The organism is Methylobrevis pamukkalensis (assembly GCF_001720135.1).
Classification (GTDB): Bacteria; Pseudomonadota; Alphaproteobacteria; order Rhizobiales; family Pleomorphomonadaceae; genus Methylobrevis; species Methylobrevis pamukkalensis.
Genome location: NZ_MCRJ01000015.1, coordinates 1 through 15,109, shown reverse-complemented (window position 1 = coordinate 15,109; position 15,109 = coordinate 1). Strand labels below are relative to the sequence as shown.

Genomic DNA, 15,109 nt, shown 5'->3' with positions numbered 1-15,109 from the left:
CTCCGCCGCCCCCCGGCTTCCCCCGCCGCCCGCCCCCGCGTCGCCCTGTTCGTCACCTGCCTCGTCGACCTGTTCCGGCCGACGGTGGGCTTTGCCGCCGTGAAGCTGCTGGAAGACGCCGGCTGCAGCGTGGAGGTGCCGGCGGCGCAGACCTGCTGCGGCCAGCCGGCCTTCAATTCCGGCGACCGCCGCGACGCGCGCGCCATCGCCGAGGGCGTGATCGCCGCCTTCGAGGGCTACGACTTCGTGGTGGTGCCGTCCGGCTCCTGCGGCGGCATGATCAAGAAGCACTATCCGGAGCTCTTCACCGGCGATCCGTCCTGGGCGCTGCGGGCCGAACGGCTTGCGGCGAAAACCTTCGAACTCGTCAGCTTCCTGACCGACGTGCTCGGGGTGGAGACCGTCACGGCCGGCTTTCCCGGCTCGGTCACCTATCACGACAGCTGTTCGGGCCTGCGTGAACTCGGCATCATGGCCCAGCCGCGCGCGCTGCTGGCCAGCGTCGACGGGCTGGAGATCCGGGAAATGCGCGATCCGGACGTCTGCTGCGGCTTCGGCGGCACCTTCTGCGTCAAATATGGCGAGATCTCCGCCGCGATCGTCACGAAGAAGGCGGCCGCCATCACCGAGACCGGCGCCGGCACCCTGCTCGCCGGCGACCTCGGCTGCCTGATGAACATGGCCGGGAAACTGATGCGCGACGGCGCGGAGGTCAAAGTCCGCCACGTCGCCGAGGTGCTGGCCGGCATGGCCGACGGTCCCGCGATCGGGGAGCCGCGGCGGTGAGCGCCGACTGCGGATTCATGGCATGATGACGCCGGCGCCTCTCGCGCATCTGGAGACGACGATGGCTCTCGCAAAGGAAAAGCCGCTCTTCCAGGAGCCGGTCGACTACGAGGACGACTTCCATCTCTGGCTGTTCGAGCAGGCCGAACTGCTGCGCCAGAAGCGCTTCTCCGAGGTCGATCTGCCCAATCTCATCGAGGAGATCGAGGACATGGGGCGCAGCATCCGCCGGGCCTCGAATCGTCCCTCGTCCTTGTTCTGGCGCATCTCCTGAAATGGCAGTACCAGCCGCAACTGCGCTCGGTCTCCTGGGAGGTCACCATCCTGCGCGAGCGGCATCACATCGACCGGCTGCTGCAGGACAATCCGTCGCTGAAGGACAATCTCAAGTCGAAGATCGAGGGCGCCTATCTCAGGGCCCGCAAGGAAGCGGCGATCGAGACGCGCCTCGCGCGGAAAACCTTTCCGGCAGAGCCCCCGTGGACGACCGACCAGATCCTCGACGACGAATTCCTGCCGGACGCCGTGTAAAACCCATGCACACCACCTCCCCCCGCTTCAAGACCAATGCCCATGAGGCGCTGGACGATGCCAAGCTGCAGCGTGCGCTGGGCAACGTGCCGAAGGGCTTCATTGCCAAGCGCAAGAAGGTGGCCGATGCGCTGCCGGAGTTCGAGGCGCTGCGCGATGCGTCCCGCGACATCAAGAGCCACACGCTGAAGCATCTCGACCTCTATCTGGAGGCCTACGAGAAGAAGGTGATCGCGTCCGGCGGCCATGTGCACTGGGCCGAGAGCGCGGCCGACGCCCGGGCGATCATCCTCGACATCTGCCGCAAGGCGAATGCGCGGACGATCACCAAGGGCAAGTCGATGATCTCCGAGGAGATCGGGCTCAACGACCATCTCGCCGCCAACGGCATCGTGCCGGTCGAGACCGATCTTGGCGAATACATCATCCAGATGCGCGGCGAGCACCCGAGCCACATCATCGCCCCGGCGATCCACGTCAACAAGGACGAGGTGGAGGCCGACTTCCGCCGTGTCCACACCCATCTCGACCCTGCCCGCGACCTGACCGAGCCGACCTCGCTGCTGGCCGAGGCACGCGGCGAGCTGCGCGCGAAATTCCTCGCCGCCGACGTGGGCCTGACCGGCGCCAACTTCCTCGTCGCCGAGACCGGCACTTCGGTGATCGTCACCAACGAGGGCAACGGCGACCTGACCCAGATCCTGCCGAAGACCCATATCGTGCTGGCGTCGCTGGAAAAGATCGTGCCGACGCTGAACGACCTGTCGCAGCTGCTGCGCGTGCTCGCCCGCTCGGCGACCGGCCAGGAGATGAGCGTCTACACCACGCTCTCCACCGGTCCGAAGCGGTCCGGCGACCCGGACGGGCCGGAGAATTACCACGTCGTCCTGCTCGACAACGGCCGCTCGTCGATGCTCGGCTCGGAGTTCGAGGAGATGCTGCGCTGCATCCGCTGCGGCGCCTGCATGAACCACTGCCCGGTGTACCACGCGGTCGGCGGCCACGCCTACGGCTGGGTCTATCCGGGGCCGATGGGCTCGGTGCTGACCCCGTCGCTGATCGGCGTCGACAAGGCCGGGCACCTGCCCAACGCCTCCACCTTCTGCGGCCGCTGCGAAAGCGTCTGCCCGGTGCGCATTCCGCTGCCCAAACTGATGCGCAACTGGCGCGAACGCGAGTTCGAGCGGCACCTGACGCCCTCGGTCCAGCGCCGCGGGCTGAGCGTCTGGGCCACTCTCGCCACGCGGCCGCGGCTCTACCGGCTCGTCACCCGGCTCGCCGCCCGCAGCCTCGCCCTGCTCGGCCGCGGCAAGGGCCGCTTCCGCAAACTGCCGCTGGCCGGCGGCTGGACCGATTTCCGCGATTTCCCGGCGCCCGAAGGCGAGACCTTCCATGCGGCCTGGGCCAAGCGCGAGAAAGCCGGGCGCGAGAAAACCGGGCGCAAGGAAACCGGGCCCAAGGGAGCCGGCGCATGAGCCGCGACGCGATCCTCGCCCGCATGCGCCGCTCGCTCGGCGTCCATCCCGGCGACGTCACCCGCCGCGCCGAGGTGGCCGACCGGCTGACCCGCACGCCGCGCGGCGTAGTGCCCGCGCGCGGCCAGCTCGCCCGCGAGGAGCTGGTCCGCCTGTTCCTCGACAAGACCGTGGCGGTGCAGGCAAGCTGCGTGCGCGTCGCCTCGCCCGCCGAGTCGAAAACCGCCGTGCTCGACTATCTGCGCGGCGCCAACCTGCCGATGCGGATTCGGATCGGCGCCGACCGGCGCCTAGCCGCGCTCGGCCTCGAGGCCGATCCGCTGGTCGAGGACGGCCATGGTCCCAGCGCCGGCGACGATCTCGCCTGCCTCAGCCACGCCTTCGGCGGCGTCGCCGAATCCGGCACGCTGATGCTGCATTCGGGACCCGACAACCCGACAACGCTCAACTTCCTCCCCGACCACCACATCGTCGTCGTCGACGCCGACGACATCTACGGCGACTACGAGACGCTGCTCGATCTGGTGCGCGAGACATACGGGATCGGCGAGATGCCGAGGACGGTGAATTTCATCACCGGCCCGTCGCGCTCGGCCGACATCGAGCAGACGCTGCTGCTCGGGGCGCATGGGCCAAGGAGCCTGCATGTGATCGTGGTGGGGTGAGGCGCGGTCTGCGGCAGGGAATTCTTTCGGCAAGCATTGTCCGAGACGCTCCCCCCTCTCCCTGTCCCTCCCCCTCCAGGGGGAGGGGACGATGAAGGTTCGGGCCTTTTCCCTCAGGTGCGTTGCGCCGAAACGAGAGGCCGCCTTCTTCCTCAGGAGAGTTGCGCCGAAACGAGAGCCTGCTTTCCGGTAGTCCTCTCCTCCTGCGTCCCCTCCCCCTTCGAGGGGGAGGGACAGGGAGAGGGGGAACCGCGGTTGCTCCACCTACATAAGCTCGCCCTTCTGAACACTCCCTGCCCCTTGCCCTCCGCCGACGAAGCGGGCATCGATCTCCCCATGGCCCATTCCGATTTCCGCACCCCGCGCCTGTTCGTGACCGCCGACCTTGCCCCGGGCATGGCCGTACCGCTGGAGCGTGAGCAGGCGAACTATCTGCTCAACGTGCTGCGGCTGGCCGATGGCGCGGCCGTGCTCGTCTTCAACGGCCGCGACGGCGAATTCCGCACGCGGATCGCCGTGCACGGCAAGCGGGCGGCGGCGCTGGTGCCCGAAGAGCGCAGCCGGCCGCAGCCGGCGGACCCGGACCTGCTCTACCTGTTCGCCCCGCTGAAACACGCCCGGCTCGACTACATGGTGCAGAAGGCGGTGGAGATGGGCGTCGGCCGGATGCGGCCGGTGATGACACGCCACACCCAGGCGAGCCGGGTCAATCTCGACCGCATGCGCGCCAACGTGATCGAGGCCGCCGAGCAATGCGGCGTGCTGCATGTGCCGCCGGTGGAGGACGACATCGCGCTCGACCGGCTGCTGGCCGGCTGGGAGGCCGCCGAGCCGGGCCGGCGCCTGCTGTTCTGCGACGAGGCCGAAGACACAACCGACCCGGTGCCGGCGCTGCAGGCGCTCGGCCCCGGCCCGCTGGCCCTGCTGATCGGGCCGGAAGGCGGCTTTTCGGCCGACGAGCGGCGCGGCTTGCGCGCCCTGCCCTATGTTACCGCGATCCCGCTCGGCCCGCGGATCCTCAGGGCCGACACCGCAGCCGTCGCGGCTCTGGCGGTGATCCAGGCAACGATCGGCGACTGGCGCTGAAACCGCCGTTGCCGACCGTCCCGCACCCGCCTCGACAAACCTTCCGGAAACGGGAACGTGATCGATCCGGCCGATTGATCGAATCCGGTGGCGCGGATAGTGTGCGCCAGCCGTGAGTACAGGGTTCAGAAGATGGCGCGAGACACGTCCGACGATACGCCGATCCAGTCCATCCAAGACCTTGCCGAACGGCTCGATTCCGGGTCCAAGCCGAAGGAGGCCTGGCGCATCGGGACGGAGCACGAGAAATTCGGCTTCTATCTCGATGACCACCGGCCCGTGCCCTACGAGGGCCCGCGCGGTGTCAAGGCGTTGCTGGAAGGCATGGAGCGCATGCTCGGCTGGGAGCCGATCATCGACCGCGGCCTGATCATCGGCCTCGTCGATCCCACCGGCGGCGGCGCGATCAGCCTGGAGCCCGGCGGCCAGTTCGAACTGTCCGGCGCGCCGCTGGAAAACCTGCACCAGACCTGCAAGGAGACCTTCGCCCACCTTGCCCAGGTGCGGGAAGTCGCCGAGCCGCTCGGCATCGGCTTCCTCGGCCTGGGCATGAGCCCGGTGTGGAGCCTTGCCGAAACCCCGCAGATGCCCAAATCGCGCTACGACATCATGAAGGCCTACATGCCGAAGGTCGGCAGCCGCGGCCTCGACATGATGTTCCGAACCTGCACCATCCAGGTGAACCTCGACTTCTCGTCCGAGGCCGACATGGTGAAGAAGATGCGGGTCGGCATCGCCCTGCAGCCGATCGCCACCGCGCTGTTTGCCAACTCGCCCTTCAGCGACGGCCGGCCGAACGGGCGCCTGTCGGAACGCTCAGAGATCTGGCGCGACACCGACAATGCCCGCTCCGGCATGGTGCCCTTCGTGTTCGACGAGGGCTTCGGCTTTGCGCGCTATGTGGAATGGGCGCTCGACGTGCCGATGTATTTCGTCAAGCGCGGCGACACCTATCACGACGCCACCCACATCACCTTCCGCCAGTACATGGCGGGCGGCTTCGAGGACCGGATCCCCGGCGTGGTGCCCTCGATCGGCGACTGGGACAACCATCTCTCGACGCTGTTTCCCGAAGTGCGACTGAAGCGCTTCCTGGAAATGCGCGGCGCCGACGGCGGGCCCTGGCGCAAGATCTGCGCGCTGCCGGCCTTCTGGGTCGGCCTGCTCTACGACGACGACGCGCTGGACGCGGCCTCGGCGCTGATCGCCGGCTGGACGACCGAGGAGATGCAGACCCTGCGCGACGCGGTGCCGGCCACGGCGCTGAAGACGCCGTTCCGCGGCACGACGGTGCACGAGATTGCCCGCGAGGTGGTCAGGATCTCGCGCGGCGGCCTGTCGCGCCGGGCCCGGCTCAACTCCGGCGGCTATGACGAGACCCAGTATCTCGACCCGGTGCAGGAGACGCTCGCCACCGGGCGCACGCCGGCCGAGGTGATGCTGGGCCGCCTTGCCGGCGAGTGGGGCGGCAACCTCGACCGCGCCTTCACCGACTACGCCTACTGAGGGCGGCGGCGGAAGCGACCGGCACCACGGATTTTTCGTGGCCTGTCATGAACATGCGCCGACGCCATTTGACGAACGGCCGCGATCGGAGGATCATTCCCCGATTGCGGTCGAGGGTCGGCCGAAGGGAGCGGGAGCGGCGCAGTGTACACCTTCACGGACCTCATGCGGCAGGCGCAGAACGGCCGCGCGCTGGAGAATTTCGCCAGCAGCTTCGGCATGACCCCGCATGACGTCGAAAAGCTGATGGCCACCATGCTGCCGGTCTATGCCATGGGCCTGCAGCGCAGCATGACGCCGGCCGCCGATCCCTTCGGATTCTTCGCCATGCTGAAGACCGGCCCCTTCCGTCCCGCCTTCGAGAGCTTCGAGACCGCGATGTCGGCGCAGGCGCAGGACGCCGGCCGCGAGGCGATGGCGCGGATCTTCGGGTCCAAGGAAGCCGCCAAGGCGGTGGCCGACCAGGTCGCGCTGGTCACCGGCATCGGCAACGACATCGTCGCCCGCATCATGCCGGCGTTCACCTCGACCCTGCTTGGCGGCGTGGGCCGCGAGATCGAGAAGACGCCGTTCGCGGCGATGATGGAGACCTGGCAGAAGACCTTCATGCCGGCGGCCGCGCCGGCGCCGAAGGAGGCGCCGTTCAATCCGTTCACCGGGCCTTTCACCGCGCCGTTCGAGTCCTTCATGAAGGGCTATGCCGAGAGCAAGCCGGAGCCCGCGCCGCCGCCCCCGCCGGAGCCGGAACCGACGACGGACGGCCTCGCGACGCTGAAGCACATGTTCAACGCCGGCCTCGAGATGCAGGACACCAACCGCCGCGCCTTCGAGCGGATCCTGGAATCCTACCAGAAGGCCTGATCGCCCGGAACGACGCGGCCGGCGCGCCCTCACCCGTAGCGGCGCGCCGCCTCGATCGCCAGACCCGTGCCGACCGAGCCGAAGGTGTCGCCCTCGACGACCCGGGCCGCCGGGATCTCGGCGAGAATCGCCGCGCGCACATTGGCAAGCCGGGTCGAACCGCCGGTCAGGAACACCGCGTCGATGTCGCCCGCGGCAAGGCCCGCCGTCGTGAGACACAGGCGGATACGGTTGGCGATCCGCTCGGCCAACGTCGCCGTGTGCCGGTCGAGGTCGGCATCGGTGACCGTGGCCGCGAGGTCCGCCTCGATCCAGGCAAGGTCGATCGTCGTCTCGTCCACGTCCGACAGCGCGATCTTGGCCGCCTCGACCGCGATCGCCAGCGTGTGGCCGCGCTGGCCTTCCACCACGGTGATCAGCCGCTCGATCAGATCCGGCATGGCCGCGTCGCGGGCCAGTTCGGCCAGCGCCCGCAGCACCTTCGCGTCGTAGAGCCGGTTGATCGCCGACCAGGTGGCGAGGTCGAGATAGGGACCGTTCGGCACCAGCGTGTTCTTGGCGCGCATCGGGCTGCGATAGCCGAGCAGCGGCATGACCGTGGACAGGCTGAGCAGGCGGTCGAAATCGACGCCGCCGATCCGCACGCCGTCGTTGGCAAGGATGTCCGAGGCGCGGTCCTCGCGGCCGCGCCGCTCCGGTCCGATACGGACGATCGAGAAGTCCGACGTGCCGCCGCCGATGTCGGCGATCAGCGCCAGCTGCTCCCGGTCGGCATGGCGCTCGTAATCGAGGGCCGCGGCGATCGGCTCATACTGGAAGGACACCTCCGCAAAGCCGGCCTCGCGGGCGATCTCGGCCAGCACCGCTTCGGCGCGGGCGTTGCCGGCCACATCATCATCGACGAAGAACACCGGGCGGCCGTGGACGACGCGGCTGAGCTCGCGCTGCGACGCCGTTTCCGCCCGGCGCCTGGCCTCGGCCACGTAGCCGGCGATGACATCGCGGAACTTCAGCCGGTCGCGGCCGACCTGGGTGGTCTCGTCGACGAGCGCGCTGCCGAGCACGGACTTCAGCGAGCGCATCAGCCGGCCATCGGTGCCCTCCACATAGGCGCCGATCGCCGCGCGGCCGAAATGGCGTGAGCGGTCGCGACCGTAGAACACCGCGCTCGGCAGGGTAACGCTCGTTCCCTCCAGCGGCAACAGCGCCGGGCCGGCGGCATTGACGATGCCGAGCGTGGTGTTGGACGTGCCGAAGTCGAGGCCGCAGGCGGTCATGGTCAATCCGGGATGTTTGGCGCAGAAGGCATCGGGCTCAGGCCCGTCGCGGCGCGGGAGCCGTCGGTTACCCTGCCCTGCGCCCGCGATCAAGCGCTCCGGATCATCAGCCGCCATGCGAAAAGAAAAGAGGCGGCTCGCTTGCACGAGCCGCCCGAGGTGACCGGCAGGGGGCCGGTGAACCGAAAACTGGACGAGACGACGTCAGCGGCACGTCATCTCGAGGGCACGGTCCGGGGCACTGCGCCCGATCGGGCGGCGCGGACTGCGCCAAGGAAGGCGCACAAGAGTGGCCGAAACCCGGCCGCGAGACCACCCGAAAAATCGGATTGCCCCTCTTCCGCCGGCGCATGGACTTTCAACCTGCCGGCGACAGACCTGCCGTTTCCGCCGTCCCTGCACGCGGCAGAAGCGGCGGAAACGATGATAGTGACCGTGCCGGCCTCAGCCGAAGCGGCAAGATGGCGCGGGCGTCGCCCGCGGCAGCGGCGCCTGACGCGGCCGCTCCGGCACGAGACGCGCCGATTCGAACATCAGGATCGCGGCGAGGAACTCGTCACGGCTGGCCGGGGACGCGAAGCCGACCACCTGCCCGCGATAGAGGGCGAGGGCCTCGGCGACAACCGGGCGACCGCTCAGCGGACAGACGTCGTTGATGCAGTCGGCAAGGGCGAGCCGCTGCATCACCGCCACTCGGTGTAGCGGCTCGTCGGCGCGAGCACCGGATAGCCGACCTCGGAACGCTCCAGCCCGATGTCGCGGAGAATCCGGTCGTCGAGCTCGCGCAGCGTGTGGCGCGTCTGGCGCTTGCGGTTGTAGCGGACGCAGACCTCGACGGCAGCGTTCATCGTACGCACGGCCTTCGTCACGAAGGACGTTTCGCCGGCGGAACGGGACAAGCTGGTCGTGACGATGGTGGTCATGGGTCTGCTCCGGAAAATGCGCGCACGGTCTCTCTGTCGCGGCGCGCGATACGCCTGCCGGGCCGGGCAGGAAGCGGGCTGGAATGGTGGGTTGCGGGGTGCAGAAGAAGGATCGTCGAAAACCACCGATCGATCCAACGAATGTTTCTGATGGCACCAATCAGGAAGTCTTATGTTCCGGATCAGGCGCGATCGAGATGGCGCAGCTGCTCGGCGAGCGGCACCTTCGGCAGGACCTGACCGTCGACCGTGACGGTGGCGTCGTCGCTGCGCAGGGCGGCACGGATCTCGCGCGCCTGGGCCCGCGATCCGGCGCGGCGTTCGGCGGCGAGGCTGGCGAGATGGCCGCTCGGCCGTTCGGTGACGGCGAGGCTGAGAGCCCCGTAGACGTCGCCGCGGGTCAGGCCGATGTCGGCGAGCATAGCATCGTCGAAAGCCTGGAGACGGGCCACCGCGCGGCGGTCTTCCCAGGCAAGATAGGCGCTGCGCAGGCCGGCAACAACGCGCCCGGTCAGGGACAGGAGCGCAGTAACGGAGCCGGAAGCACTGGGGCTGGACGAGGTGGTGACGGACATGTTCTTTCTCCTACAAGCAAGGCACTCCCGTTGCCGCGCGGGACCATTCCCGGCGGGTGGTGTGTTGTTCAGCAGCCTGTTCGGCATGGCGTCACCATGCTTGAGACGCATTGATCAGTCCAACGAATGTTTGTAATGTGAGGCATCAGAGATCCTGATGGATCGCGCGCCGGGCCGGCGCGGCAGACGGGAGCCGACAACATGAACGTGCTCGACCTCGACCAGCTCCGCACCTTCGTCGCCATTTCCGAGATGGGCAGCTTCACCGCGGCCGCCGACGTGGTCCACAAGACCCAGTCGGCGGTGTCGATGCAGATGCGGCGTCTGGAGGAGCGGATCGGCCGGCAGATCTTCGTGCGCGACGGGCGCCAGAGCCGCCTGACCGAGGACGGCCGCCGCCTGCAGGAATATGCGCGGCGGATGATCCGGCTCAACGACGAGACGCTGGCCGCCTTTGCGGACCCGGGTGCCGTCGGCGCCATCCGCTTCGGCATGCCGGACGACTATGCCGACCGGCTGCTGCCGACCGTGCTGGCCGGCTTCTCGCGGATCAATCCCGGCATCGAGATCGCCGTCGAGTGCCAGTCCAGCCACGCGACCATGGAACTCGTGCGCGAGGGAAAGCTCGACCTTGCCATCGTCACCTCGGACGACCTCGGCGGCCGCGGCGAGGTGATCCGGCGCGAGCAGCTGCACTGGGTCGGCGCACGCGACCATTGCGCCCACGAACTCGACCCGCTGCCGCTGGCGCTGGCCGAGGAGAACTGCGTCTGGCGCCGCTCGGCGATCAAGGAACTCGATGCCCTCGGCCGGCGCTTCCGCCTCGCCTATTCCAGCGGCTCGGCGGCGGCGCTGTCCGGCGCCGTGCTGGCGGGCCTTGCCATCTCGGTGCTGGCGGAAAGCTCGATCCGGCCGAACATGCGGATCCTCGGCCCTCGCGAAGGCCTGCCGGACCTGCCCTCCTGCAGCATTGCGCTCGCCCGCGCCGAGCACGCCACCCTGCCGATCCACGAGGCGCTGGCCGGCCACGTCCGCGCTTCGCTCGGCAACCTCCAGGCTCCGGCGCTGCTGGCGGCGGCGGAATAAGCAGAGGTCATGGTCCGCGAAAGCGGACCATCCACGCCTTTATGCACAGCCTTCGTGGATCCTCCGCCTTCGCGGAGGAGGACATCAGGTCGAACCCAGCCCCTCAAGGCCGCCCCACCTCACCGCCGGGCGAGCACGATCACGTTCCCGGCGATCACCGCGACGAGGCCGGCCGCGGCCATGGCGGTCCACTGGTAGCCTTCGGCGACCGTGGAGATCATCAGCGCGAAGATCGGCAGCAGCACGGTGATGTAGCCGGCGCGGGCGGCGCCGATGCGGCCAAGCAGCGTGAGATAGCTGGCGAACGCGATCACCGACGACACCACGGCCAGCCAGAGCAGCGACAGGAGGTAGGACGCCTCCGCCGGCAAGGCGAAGTCGTGGCCGTTGGCAAGGCCGAGCAGCGCCATGGTGAGCGCGCCGTAGGCCATGCACCAGGCGGTGGTGGACATCACTGGCAGGCCGCGGGTCTGCACCCCGCTCGACACCAGATTGCCGACGCAGAAGCACACCGTGCCGGCGACGCAGAGGCCGAGGCCGACCAGCGCGTCGTGGTTGAACTCGGCGCCGGCAATTTCCGGCCAGAAGATCAGGCAGATGCCGGCGAAGCCGACCAGCGCGCCGAGGGCGACCCGGGCCACCACCGGCTGGCCGAGGAAGGCCGCGCCGAGCAGGAGGTTGCCGATCGACGCCAGCGAGAACACCACCGACAGGAGCCCCGAGGCGAGGTGATGGCCGCCGAGATAGAACAGCCAGAAATTCACCGAGAACAGCAGCACGCCCATCACCGCGAAGCGCAGGTGATCGGCAAGGGCGAACACGAGGCGCTGCCGGCGCGCGGCGGCGAGGGCGAACATCAGCAGCGAGGCGATGCCGAAGCGCCAGGCGACCGAGACGTCGGACGCGACCGCGCTGCTGGTCTGGAACTTCAGGCCGATCCAGCTCGAGCTCCAGGCGAATACCGTGATCGCATAGAGCATCACGTCGAAGCCGGCGACCGTCCGGCCACGCGGCGGAGGGCTGCCGGCGGATCCGGTGGCGGCGAGATCGGTCATGAACAGGGACTTCTTGCAGGCGCCGGCGGTCGCGAAGACCCTGGCCGGGCGACATGATAAGGGCACCGATCCTATGAGCCCCTGCCGGACGGGTCAAACCGCGTTTGCGAATGGAACAGATCAAAGTTGCTTATGGAACAGGGAACGAAGCGGGATCAGCCGCCGTCCCTGTTGAACGCCAGGGGCGTCACCGCGCCACGATCGCGACGGCTGCGCCGGCCATCATGCCACCGGCGCCGCGGTTCATCATCCGCACCGCCCGCGGCCGGTGGAACAGGCTGCGGGCGCGGCCCGCCGCATAGGCATAGCCGCCGATCACCACCAGCAGCACCGCCACCACGGCGAGGCACAGTTCCACATAGCCGAGGGCATCGATCGTCTCGAGGTCGATGATCGACGGCAGCAGGGCGAGGTAGAACACCATGGTCTTCGGATTGCCGAGAGTGACGAGGAGGCCGGCGAGAAAGCCGCGCATCCGGCCTTCGTCGGCGGAGGCGGCGACGTCCAGTCCCTTGCCCACCGGCGCCGTCCAGAGTTTGACGGCGAGCCAGACCAGATAGGCGGCGCCGAGATATTTCAGCACCATGAAGGCCGTGCCGAAGGTCTGCGCGAGGGCGGCAAGGCCGAACACCGCGGCGCTCAGATAGACGAGGTCGCCAAGCGTCAGGCCCAGCACCATCGGCAGGGTGCGCCGGAAGCCCGCGCCGAGTGCGCGGGCGACGATGGCGGCCACGCCCGGGCCGGGCACGGCGGCGGCGATGGCGAGGGCGGAGGAAAAGGCGAGGATCGAGACGAGGGTCATGACTGCGGCGTCCGGTGCGCGGCCGCGGGCGGCCTGATCGCGCGCACCTTGCCAAGGGACAAGGCGCGACGCCACCCGAAACCCCGCCGTCCGATCGATGCTTCGCGCGACGCCAGATCCGCGAAATTTGCAGGGGACGCCGCAGGCCGAGCGGCTATAGTCGGCGAATTGCCTGCCTCCCGGAGACCCGCCGCCGCATGCGCGTTCTCGTCGCCCTCAACCATCCCCGCACCAATCTCGGCACGGTCGGCCTTGCGCTCGCCGAGGCCGGCGCCACGCTCGACATCGTGCAGTGCCACGAGGGCGAGGCCCTGCCGGCCACCCACGACGGCTTCGACGCCCTCGTCGTCTACGGCGGCGGCCAGAATGCGCTGGCCGACGACGAGCATCCCTACCTGCCGCATCTCGCCGGGCTGACCCGTGCCTTCGGCGAGGCCGGCAAGGCGGTGCTCGGCATCTGCCTCGGCTCGCAGATCATCGCCCGCGGTCACGGCGCGAAGAACATCATCGGCCGCGAGATCGAGTTCGGCTGGCAGGAGATCCGCCCGACGCCCGCGGGCCGGGACGATCCGATGATCGCTGCGCTGGGCGAGGGCGCTGCCCTGTTCGAATGGCACAACGACACGTTCGAACTGCCCGAGGGCGCGGTGCACCTCGCCGAAAACGCCCACACCCGCCACCAGTGCTTCCGCATCGGCCGGGCGGTCTATGCCTGCCAGTTCCATTTCGAGGCGCACCGGCAGGCGGTCGGCGAATGGGTGGAGGACTATGCGGAGCTGATCGCCCGCGAGGTGCCCGGCTGGCTCGACCGCTACGGCGAGGAGGCCGGGACCCGCGGTGCCGAGGCCGACGCCACGGGCATGGCGATCGCCCGGGCCTGGGTCGGATTGATCCGGCCGGACGCCGCAGCGGAAACGGCGGATCAGTCCGCGTCGATGGTGACACCCTGGTCGCCGACACCGATCTCGAGCGCGTTGTCGTTCTCTTCGTAGAGGAGATAGCCGAGCACGCCGACGGCGAGGACGAGGACGAGGAGGACGCCGGTAAAGAGGGGCATGTTGCTGCTACGCATGAACGACTCCGCAAGGTTCCGCGCCGGACAGGCAAGCCGCCCTCCGGTTTCGCGCGCCTCAACGTGCAGGATGGCGGGCGGGTTCCCCGGATTGTTCAACTGAGGTGTCGGCTCATCGGCTGAGATCTGCGGGTGTGGCTTTTCCCCCTTGCTGTCCCTCCCCCACACGGGGGGGAGGGACAGCAAGGCGAGAGGACTATCGTTTCTCTGCCTTTCGTCGGAACGAAGCGTTGTCATGGAATCCTGGAGATGCGCCCCATCGTCTCCTCCCCCCTTGTGGGGGAGGGGACAGGGAGGGGGTCCTTGGGGAGACGTCAGGGTCTCCCCAAACCAGCAAGGCTGCCACCCGAGACCCCACTCCCCTGTGTGCAGCCGTTCCCGCGGCCTTGACCCGCGCCCGCGAGCGTGTCCCCTCTCGCCACCTTCGCGATGCACCGGGACGAGATGACCGACAGCCGCCAGACAGACGCCCGCCCGAGTGATGCCGGCAAGCCCGAAGCGGGCAACGCCGCCGAATTCACCGTGTCCGAGATCTCCTTCGCCCTGAAGCGGACGGTGGAGGATGCCTTCGGCAATGTGCGGGTGCGCGGCGAGATTTCCGGCTATCGCGGCCCGCATTCCTCCGGCCATGCCTATTTCGCCCTGAAGGACGACAAGGCGCGGATCGAGGCCGTGGTCTGGCGCCCGACGATGGGCCGGCTGCGCTTCCGGCCCGAGGAGGGCATGGAGGTGATCGCCACCGGCAAGCTCACCACCTACCCCGGCTCGTCGAAATACCAGATCGTGATCGAGGCGCTGGAGCCCGCCGGCGTCGGCGCGCTGATGGCGATGCTGGAGGAGCGCAAGCGGCGGCTCGCCGCGGAGGGCCTGTTCGACCCGGCGCGCAAGCGGCCGCTGCCCTATCTGCCGCGGGTGATCGGCGTCGTCACCTCGCCGACCGGCGCGGTGATCCGTGACATCCTCCACCGCGTCACCGCCCGGTTTCCGGTGCATGTGCTGGTCTGGCCGGTGCGGGTGCAGGGCGAGACGTCGGGCGCCGAGGTCGCGGCGGCGATCTCCGGCTTCGCCGCGCTGCCGGAGGGCGGGGCCGTGCCGCGCCCGGACGTGGTCATCGTCGCCCGTGGCGGCGGCAGCCTGGAGGACCTCTGGGGCTTCAACGACGAGGTGGTGGTGCGTGCCGCAGCCGCCTCCACGATCCCGGTGATCTCGGCAGTCGGCCACGAGACCGACTGGACGCTGATCGATCTGGCCGCCGACGTGCGGGCGCCGACGCCGACGGCCGCCGCGGAGATGGCGGTTCCCGTGCGGTCCGACCTCCTCGACCAGATGGACGATCTCGCCCGCCGCCAGCGCGGCGCGCTCGTCCGGCTGATGGAGGCGCGCCGCACCGCGCTGCTCGCCGCCGCCCG

General features: G+C 69.1%; 16 protein-coding genes and 1 pseudogene. 10 read left to right on the top strand and 7 right to left on the bottom strand.

What is annotated here, in order from left to right; all coding sequences use genetic code 11:
* Nucleotides 1-45: 45 nt before the first annotated feature.
* From A6302_RS04180 to A6302_RS04150, 7 genes and pseudogenes are all read left to right on the top strand, one after another.
* Nucleotides 46-786, top strand: a complete 741-nt coding sequence (locus tag A6302_RS04180; protein WP_069306012.1) for a (Fe-S)-binding protein — start codon at nucleotides 46-48, stop codon at nucleotides 784-786.
* Between the two features lie 22 nt (nucleotides 787-808).
* Nucleotides 809-1,317 (top strand): annotated as a pseudogene (locus A6302_RS26020) (DUF29 domain-containing protein).
* Between the two features lie 5 nt (nucleotides 1,318-1,322).
* Entirely contained in the window at nucleotides 1,323-2,792 is a 1,470-nt protein-coding gene (locus A6302_RS04170; RefSeq protein ID WP_069305991.1) for a LutB/LldF family L-lactate oxidation iron-sulfur protein, read from the top strand.
* Nucleotides 2,789-3,457 carry a LutC/YkgG family protein gene (locus A6302_RS04165; RefSeq protein ID WP_069305990.1) on the top strand — a complete coding sequence of 223 codons (669 nt, stop codon included), beginning with the start codon at nucleotides 2,789-2,791 and terminating at the stop codon, nucleotides 3,455-3,457. The genes A6302_RS04170 and A6302_RS04165 overlap by 4 nt, the downstream gene beginning before the upstream one ends.
* Nucleotides 3,458-3,793: 336 nt before the next feature.
* Nucleotides 3,794-4,543, top strand: coding sequence for a 16S rRNA (uracil(1498)-N(3))-methyltransferase (locus tag A6302_RS04160; protein ID WP_069305989.1), 750 nt, complete (start codon nucleotides 3,794-3,796; stop codon nucleotides 4,541-4,543).
* Between the two features lie 132 nt (nucleotides 4,544-4,675).
* Nucleotides 4,676-6,049, top strand: coding sequence for a glutamate--cysteine ligase (locus tag A6302_RS04155; RefSeq protein WP_069305988.1), 1,374 nt, complete (start codon nucleotides 4,676-4,678; stop codon nucleotides 6,047-6,049).
* 144 nt (nucleotides 6,050-6,193) lie between these two features.
* The gene (locus A6302_RS04150; RefSeq protein WP_069305987.1) at nucleotides 6,194-6,910 is read left to right on the top strand and encodes a DUF937 domain-containing protein; all 717 of its coding nucleotides are present in this window, start codon (nucleotides 6,194-6,196) and stop codon (nucleotides 6,908-6,910) included.
* Nucleotides 6,911-6,939: 29 nt separating this feature from the next.
* Here A6302_RS04150 and A6302_RS04145 read toward each other — a convergent pair whose 3' ends face one another.
* The 4 genes from A6302_RS04145 to A6302_RS04130 form a co-directional block, all read right to left on the bottom strand.
* Nucleotides 6,940-8,187 (bottom strand): Hsp70 family protein, encoded by a 1,248-nt coding sequence (locus A6302_RS04145; RefSeq protein ID WP_069305986.1) that lies wholly within the window; start codon nucleotides 8,185-8,187, stop codon nucleotides 6,940-6,942.
* Nucleotides 8,188-8,631: 444 nt separating this feature from the next.
* Entirely contained in the window at nucleotides 8,632-8,871 is a 240-nt protein-coding gene (locus A6302_RS04140) for a hypothetical protein (protein ID WP_069306011.1), read from the bottom strand.
* Nucleotides 8,871-9,110 (bottom strand): DUF1127 domain-containing protein, encoded by a 240-nt coding sequence (locus A6302_RS04135; RefSeq protein ID WP_069305985.1) that lies wholly within the window; start codon nucleotides 9,108-9,110, stop codon nucleotides 8,871-8,873. Before A6302_RS04135 ends, A6302_RS04140 begins: the two co-directional genes overlap by 1 nt.
* 182 nt (nucleotides 9,111-9,292) lie before the next feature.
* Nucleotides 9,293-9,685, bottom strand: coding sequence for a DUF1127 domain-containing protein (locus tag A6302_RS04130; RefSeq protein ID WP_069305984.1), 393 nt, complete (start codon nucleotides 9,683-9,685; stop codon nucleotides 9,293-9,295).
* 201 nt (nucleotides 9,686-9,886) lie between these two features.
* Between A6302_RS04130 and A6302_RS04125 the strand changes: the two genes are divergently transcribed.
* Nucleotides 9,887-10,771: a LysR substrate-binding domain-containing protein gene (locus A6302_RS04125; protein WP_069305983.1), complete on the top strand. Its 885-nt coding sequence runs from the start codon at nucleotides 9,887-9,889 to the stop codon at nucleotides 10,769-10,771.
* Between the two features lie 119 nt (nucleotides 10,772-10,890).
* On the opposite strand, the gene A6302_RS04120 is transcribed toward A6302_RS04125, so the two are convergent.
* Both A6302_RS04120 and A6302_RS04115 read right to left on the bottom strand, forming a co-directional pair.
* Nucleotides 10,891-11,826, bottom strand: coding sequence for a DMT family transporter (locus A6302_RS04120; protein WP_069305982.1), 936 nt, complete (start codon nucleotides 11,824-11,826; stop codon nucleotides 10,891-10,893).
* Nucleotides 11,827-12,013: 187 nt separating this feature from the next.
* Nucleotides 12,014-12,628 carry a LysE family translocator gene (locus tag A6302_RS04115; RefSeq protein WP_069305981.1) on the bottom strand — a complete coding sequence of 205 codons (615 nt, stop codon included), beginning with the start codon at nucleotides 12,626-12,628 and terminating at the stop codon, nucleotides 12,014-12,016.
* 197 nt (nucleotides 12,629-12,825) lie between these two features.
* Here A6302_RS04115 and A6302_RS04110 point away from each other — a divergent pair, with 197 nt between their 5' ends.
* Nucleotides 12,826-13,620, top strand: a complete 795-nt coding sequence (locus A6302_RS04110) for a type 1 glutamine amidotransferase (protein ID WP_069305980.1) — start codon at nucleotides 12,826-12,828, stop codon at nucleotides 13,618-13,620.
* Here A6302_RS04110 and A6302_RS22660 read toward each other — a convergent pair.
* The gene (locus tag A6302_RS22660; RefSeq protein ID WP_169833492.1) at nucleotides 13,551-13,700 is read right to left on the bottom strand and encodes a hypothetical protein; all 150 of its coding nucleotides are present in this window, start codon (nucleotides 13,698-13,700) and stop codon (nucleotides 13,551-13,553) included. The genes A6302_RS04110 and A6302_RS22660 overlap by 70 nt on opposite strands.
* A 444-nt stretch (nucleotides 13,701-14,144) precedes the next feature.
* Between A6302_RS22660 and xseA the strand changes: the two genes are divergently transcribed.
* Nucleotides 14,145-15,109 (top strand): exodeoxyribonuclease VII large subunit (gene xseA / locus A6302_RS04105; RefSeq protein WP_069306010.1); only part of this gene is annotated, 965 nt, incomplete at its 3' end.

Bases quoted from the DNA above. Each gene is read 5' to 3' on its own strand.
- A6302_RS04170 (WP_069305991.1), top strand. From the start codon at position 1,323: ATGCACACCACCTCCCCCCGCTTCAAGACCAATGCCCATGAGGCGCTG.
- A6302_RS04125 (WP_069305983.1), top strand. From the start codon at position 9,887: ATGAACGTGCTCGACCTCGACCAGCTCCGCACCTTCGTCGCCATTTCC.
- A6302_RS04120 (WP_069305982.1), bottom strand. From the start codon at position 11,826: ATGACCGATCTCGCCGCCACCGGATCCGCCGGCAGCCCTCCGCCGCGT.
- A6302_RS04145 (WP_069305986.1), bottom strand. From the start codon at position 8,187: ATGACCGCCTGCGGCCTCGACTTCGGCACGTCCAACACCACGCTCGGC.
- A6302_RS04135 (WP_069305985.1), bottom strand. From the start codon at position 9,110: ATGACCACCATCGTCACGACCAGCTTGTCCCGTTCCGCCGGCGAAACG.
- A6302_RS04110 (WP_069305980.1), top strand. From the start codon at position 12,826: ATGCGCGTTCTCGTCGCCCTCAACCATCCCCGCACCAATCTCGGCACG.
- A6302_RS04140 (WP_069306011.1), bottom strand. From the start codon at position 8,871: ATGCAGCGGCTCGCCCTTGCCGACTGCATCAACGACGTCTGTCCGCTG.
- A6302_RS22660 (WP_169833492.1), bottom strand. From the start codon at position 13,700: ATGCGTAGCAGCAACATGCCCCTCTTTACCGGCGTCCTCCTCGTCCTC.
- A6302_RS04160 (WP_069305989.1), top strand. From the start codon at position 3,794: ATGGCCCATTCCGATTTCCGCACCCCGCGCCTGTTCGTGACCGCCGAC.
- A6302_RS04165 (WP_069305990.1), top strand. From the start codon at position 2,789: ATGAGCCGCGACGCGATCCTCGCCCGCATGCGCCGCTCGCTCGGCGTC.
- A6302_RS04130 (WP_069305984.1), bottom strand. From the start codon at position 9,685: ATGTCCGTCACCACCTCGTCCAGCCCCAGTGCTTCCGGCTCCGTTACT.
- A6302_RS04155 (WP_069305988.1), top strand. From the start codon at position 4,676: ATGGCGCGAGACACGTCCGACGATACGCCGATCCAGTCCATCCAAGAC.
- A6302_RS04115 (WP_069305981.1), bottom strand. From the start codon at position 12,628: ATGACCCTCGTCTCGATCCTCGCCTTTTCCTCCGCCCTCGCCATCGCC.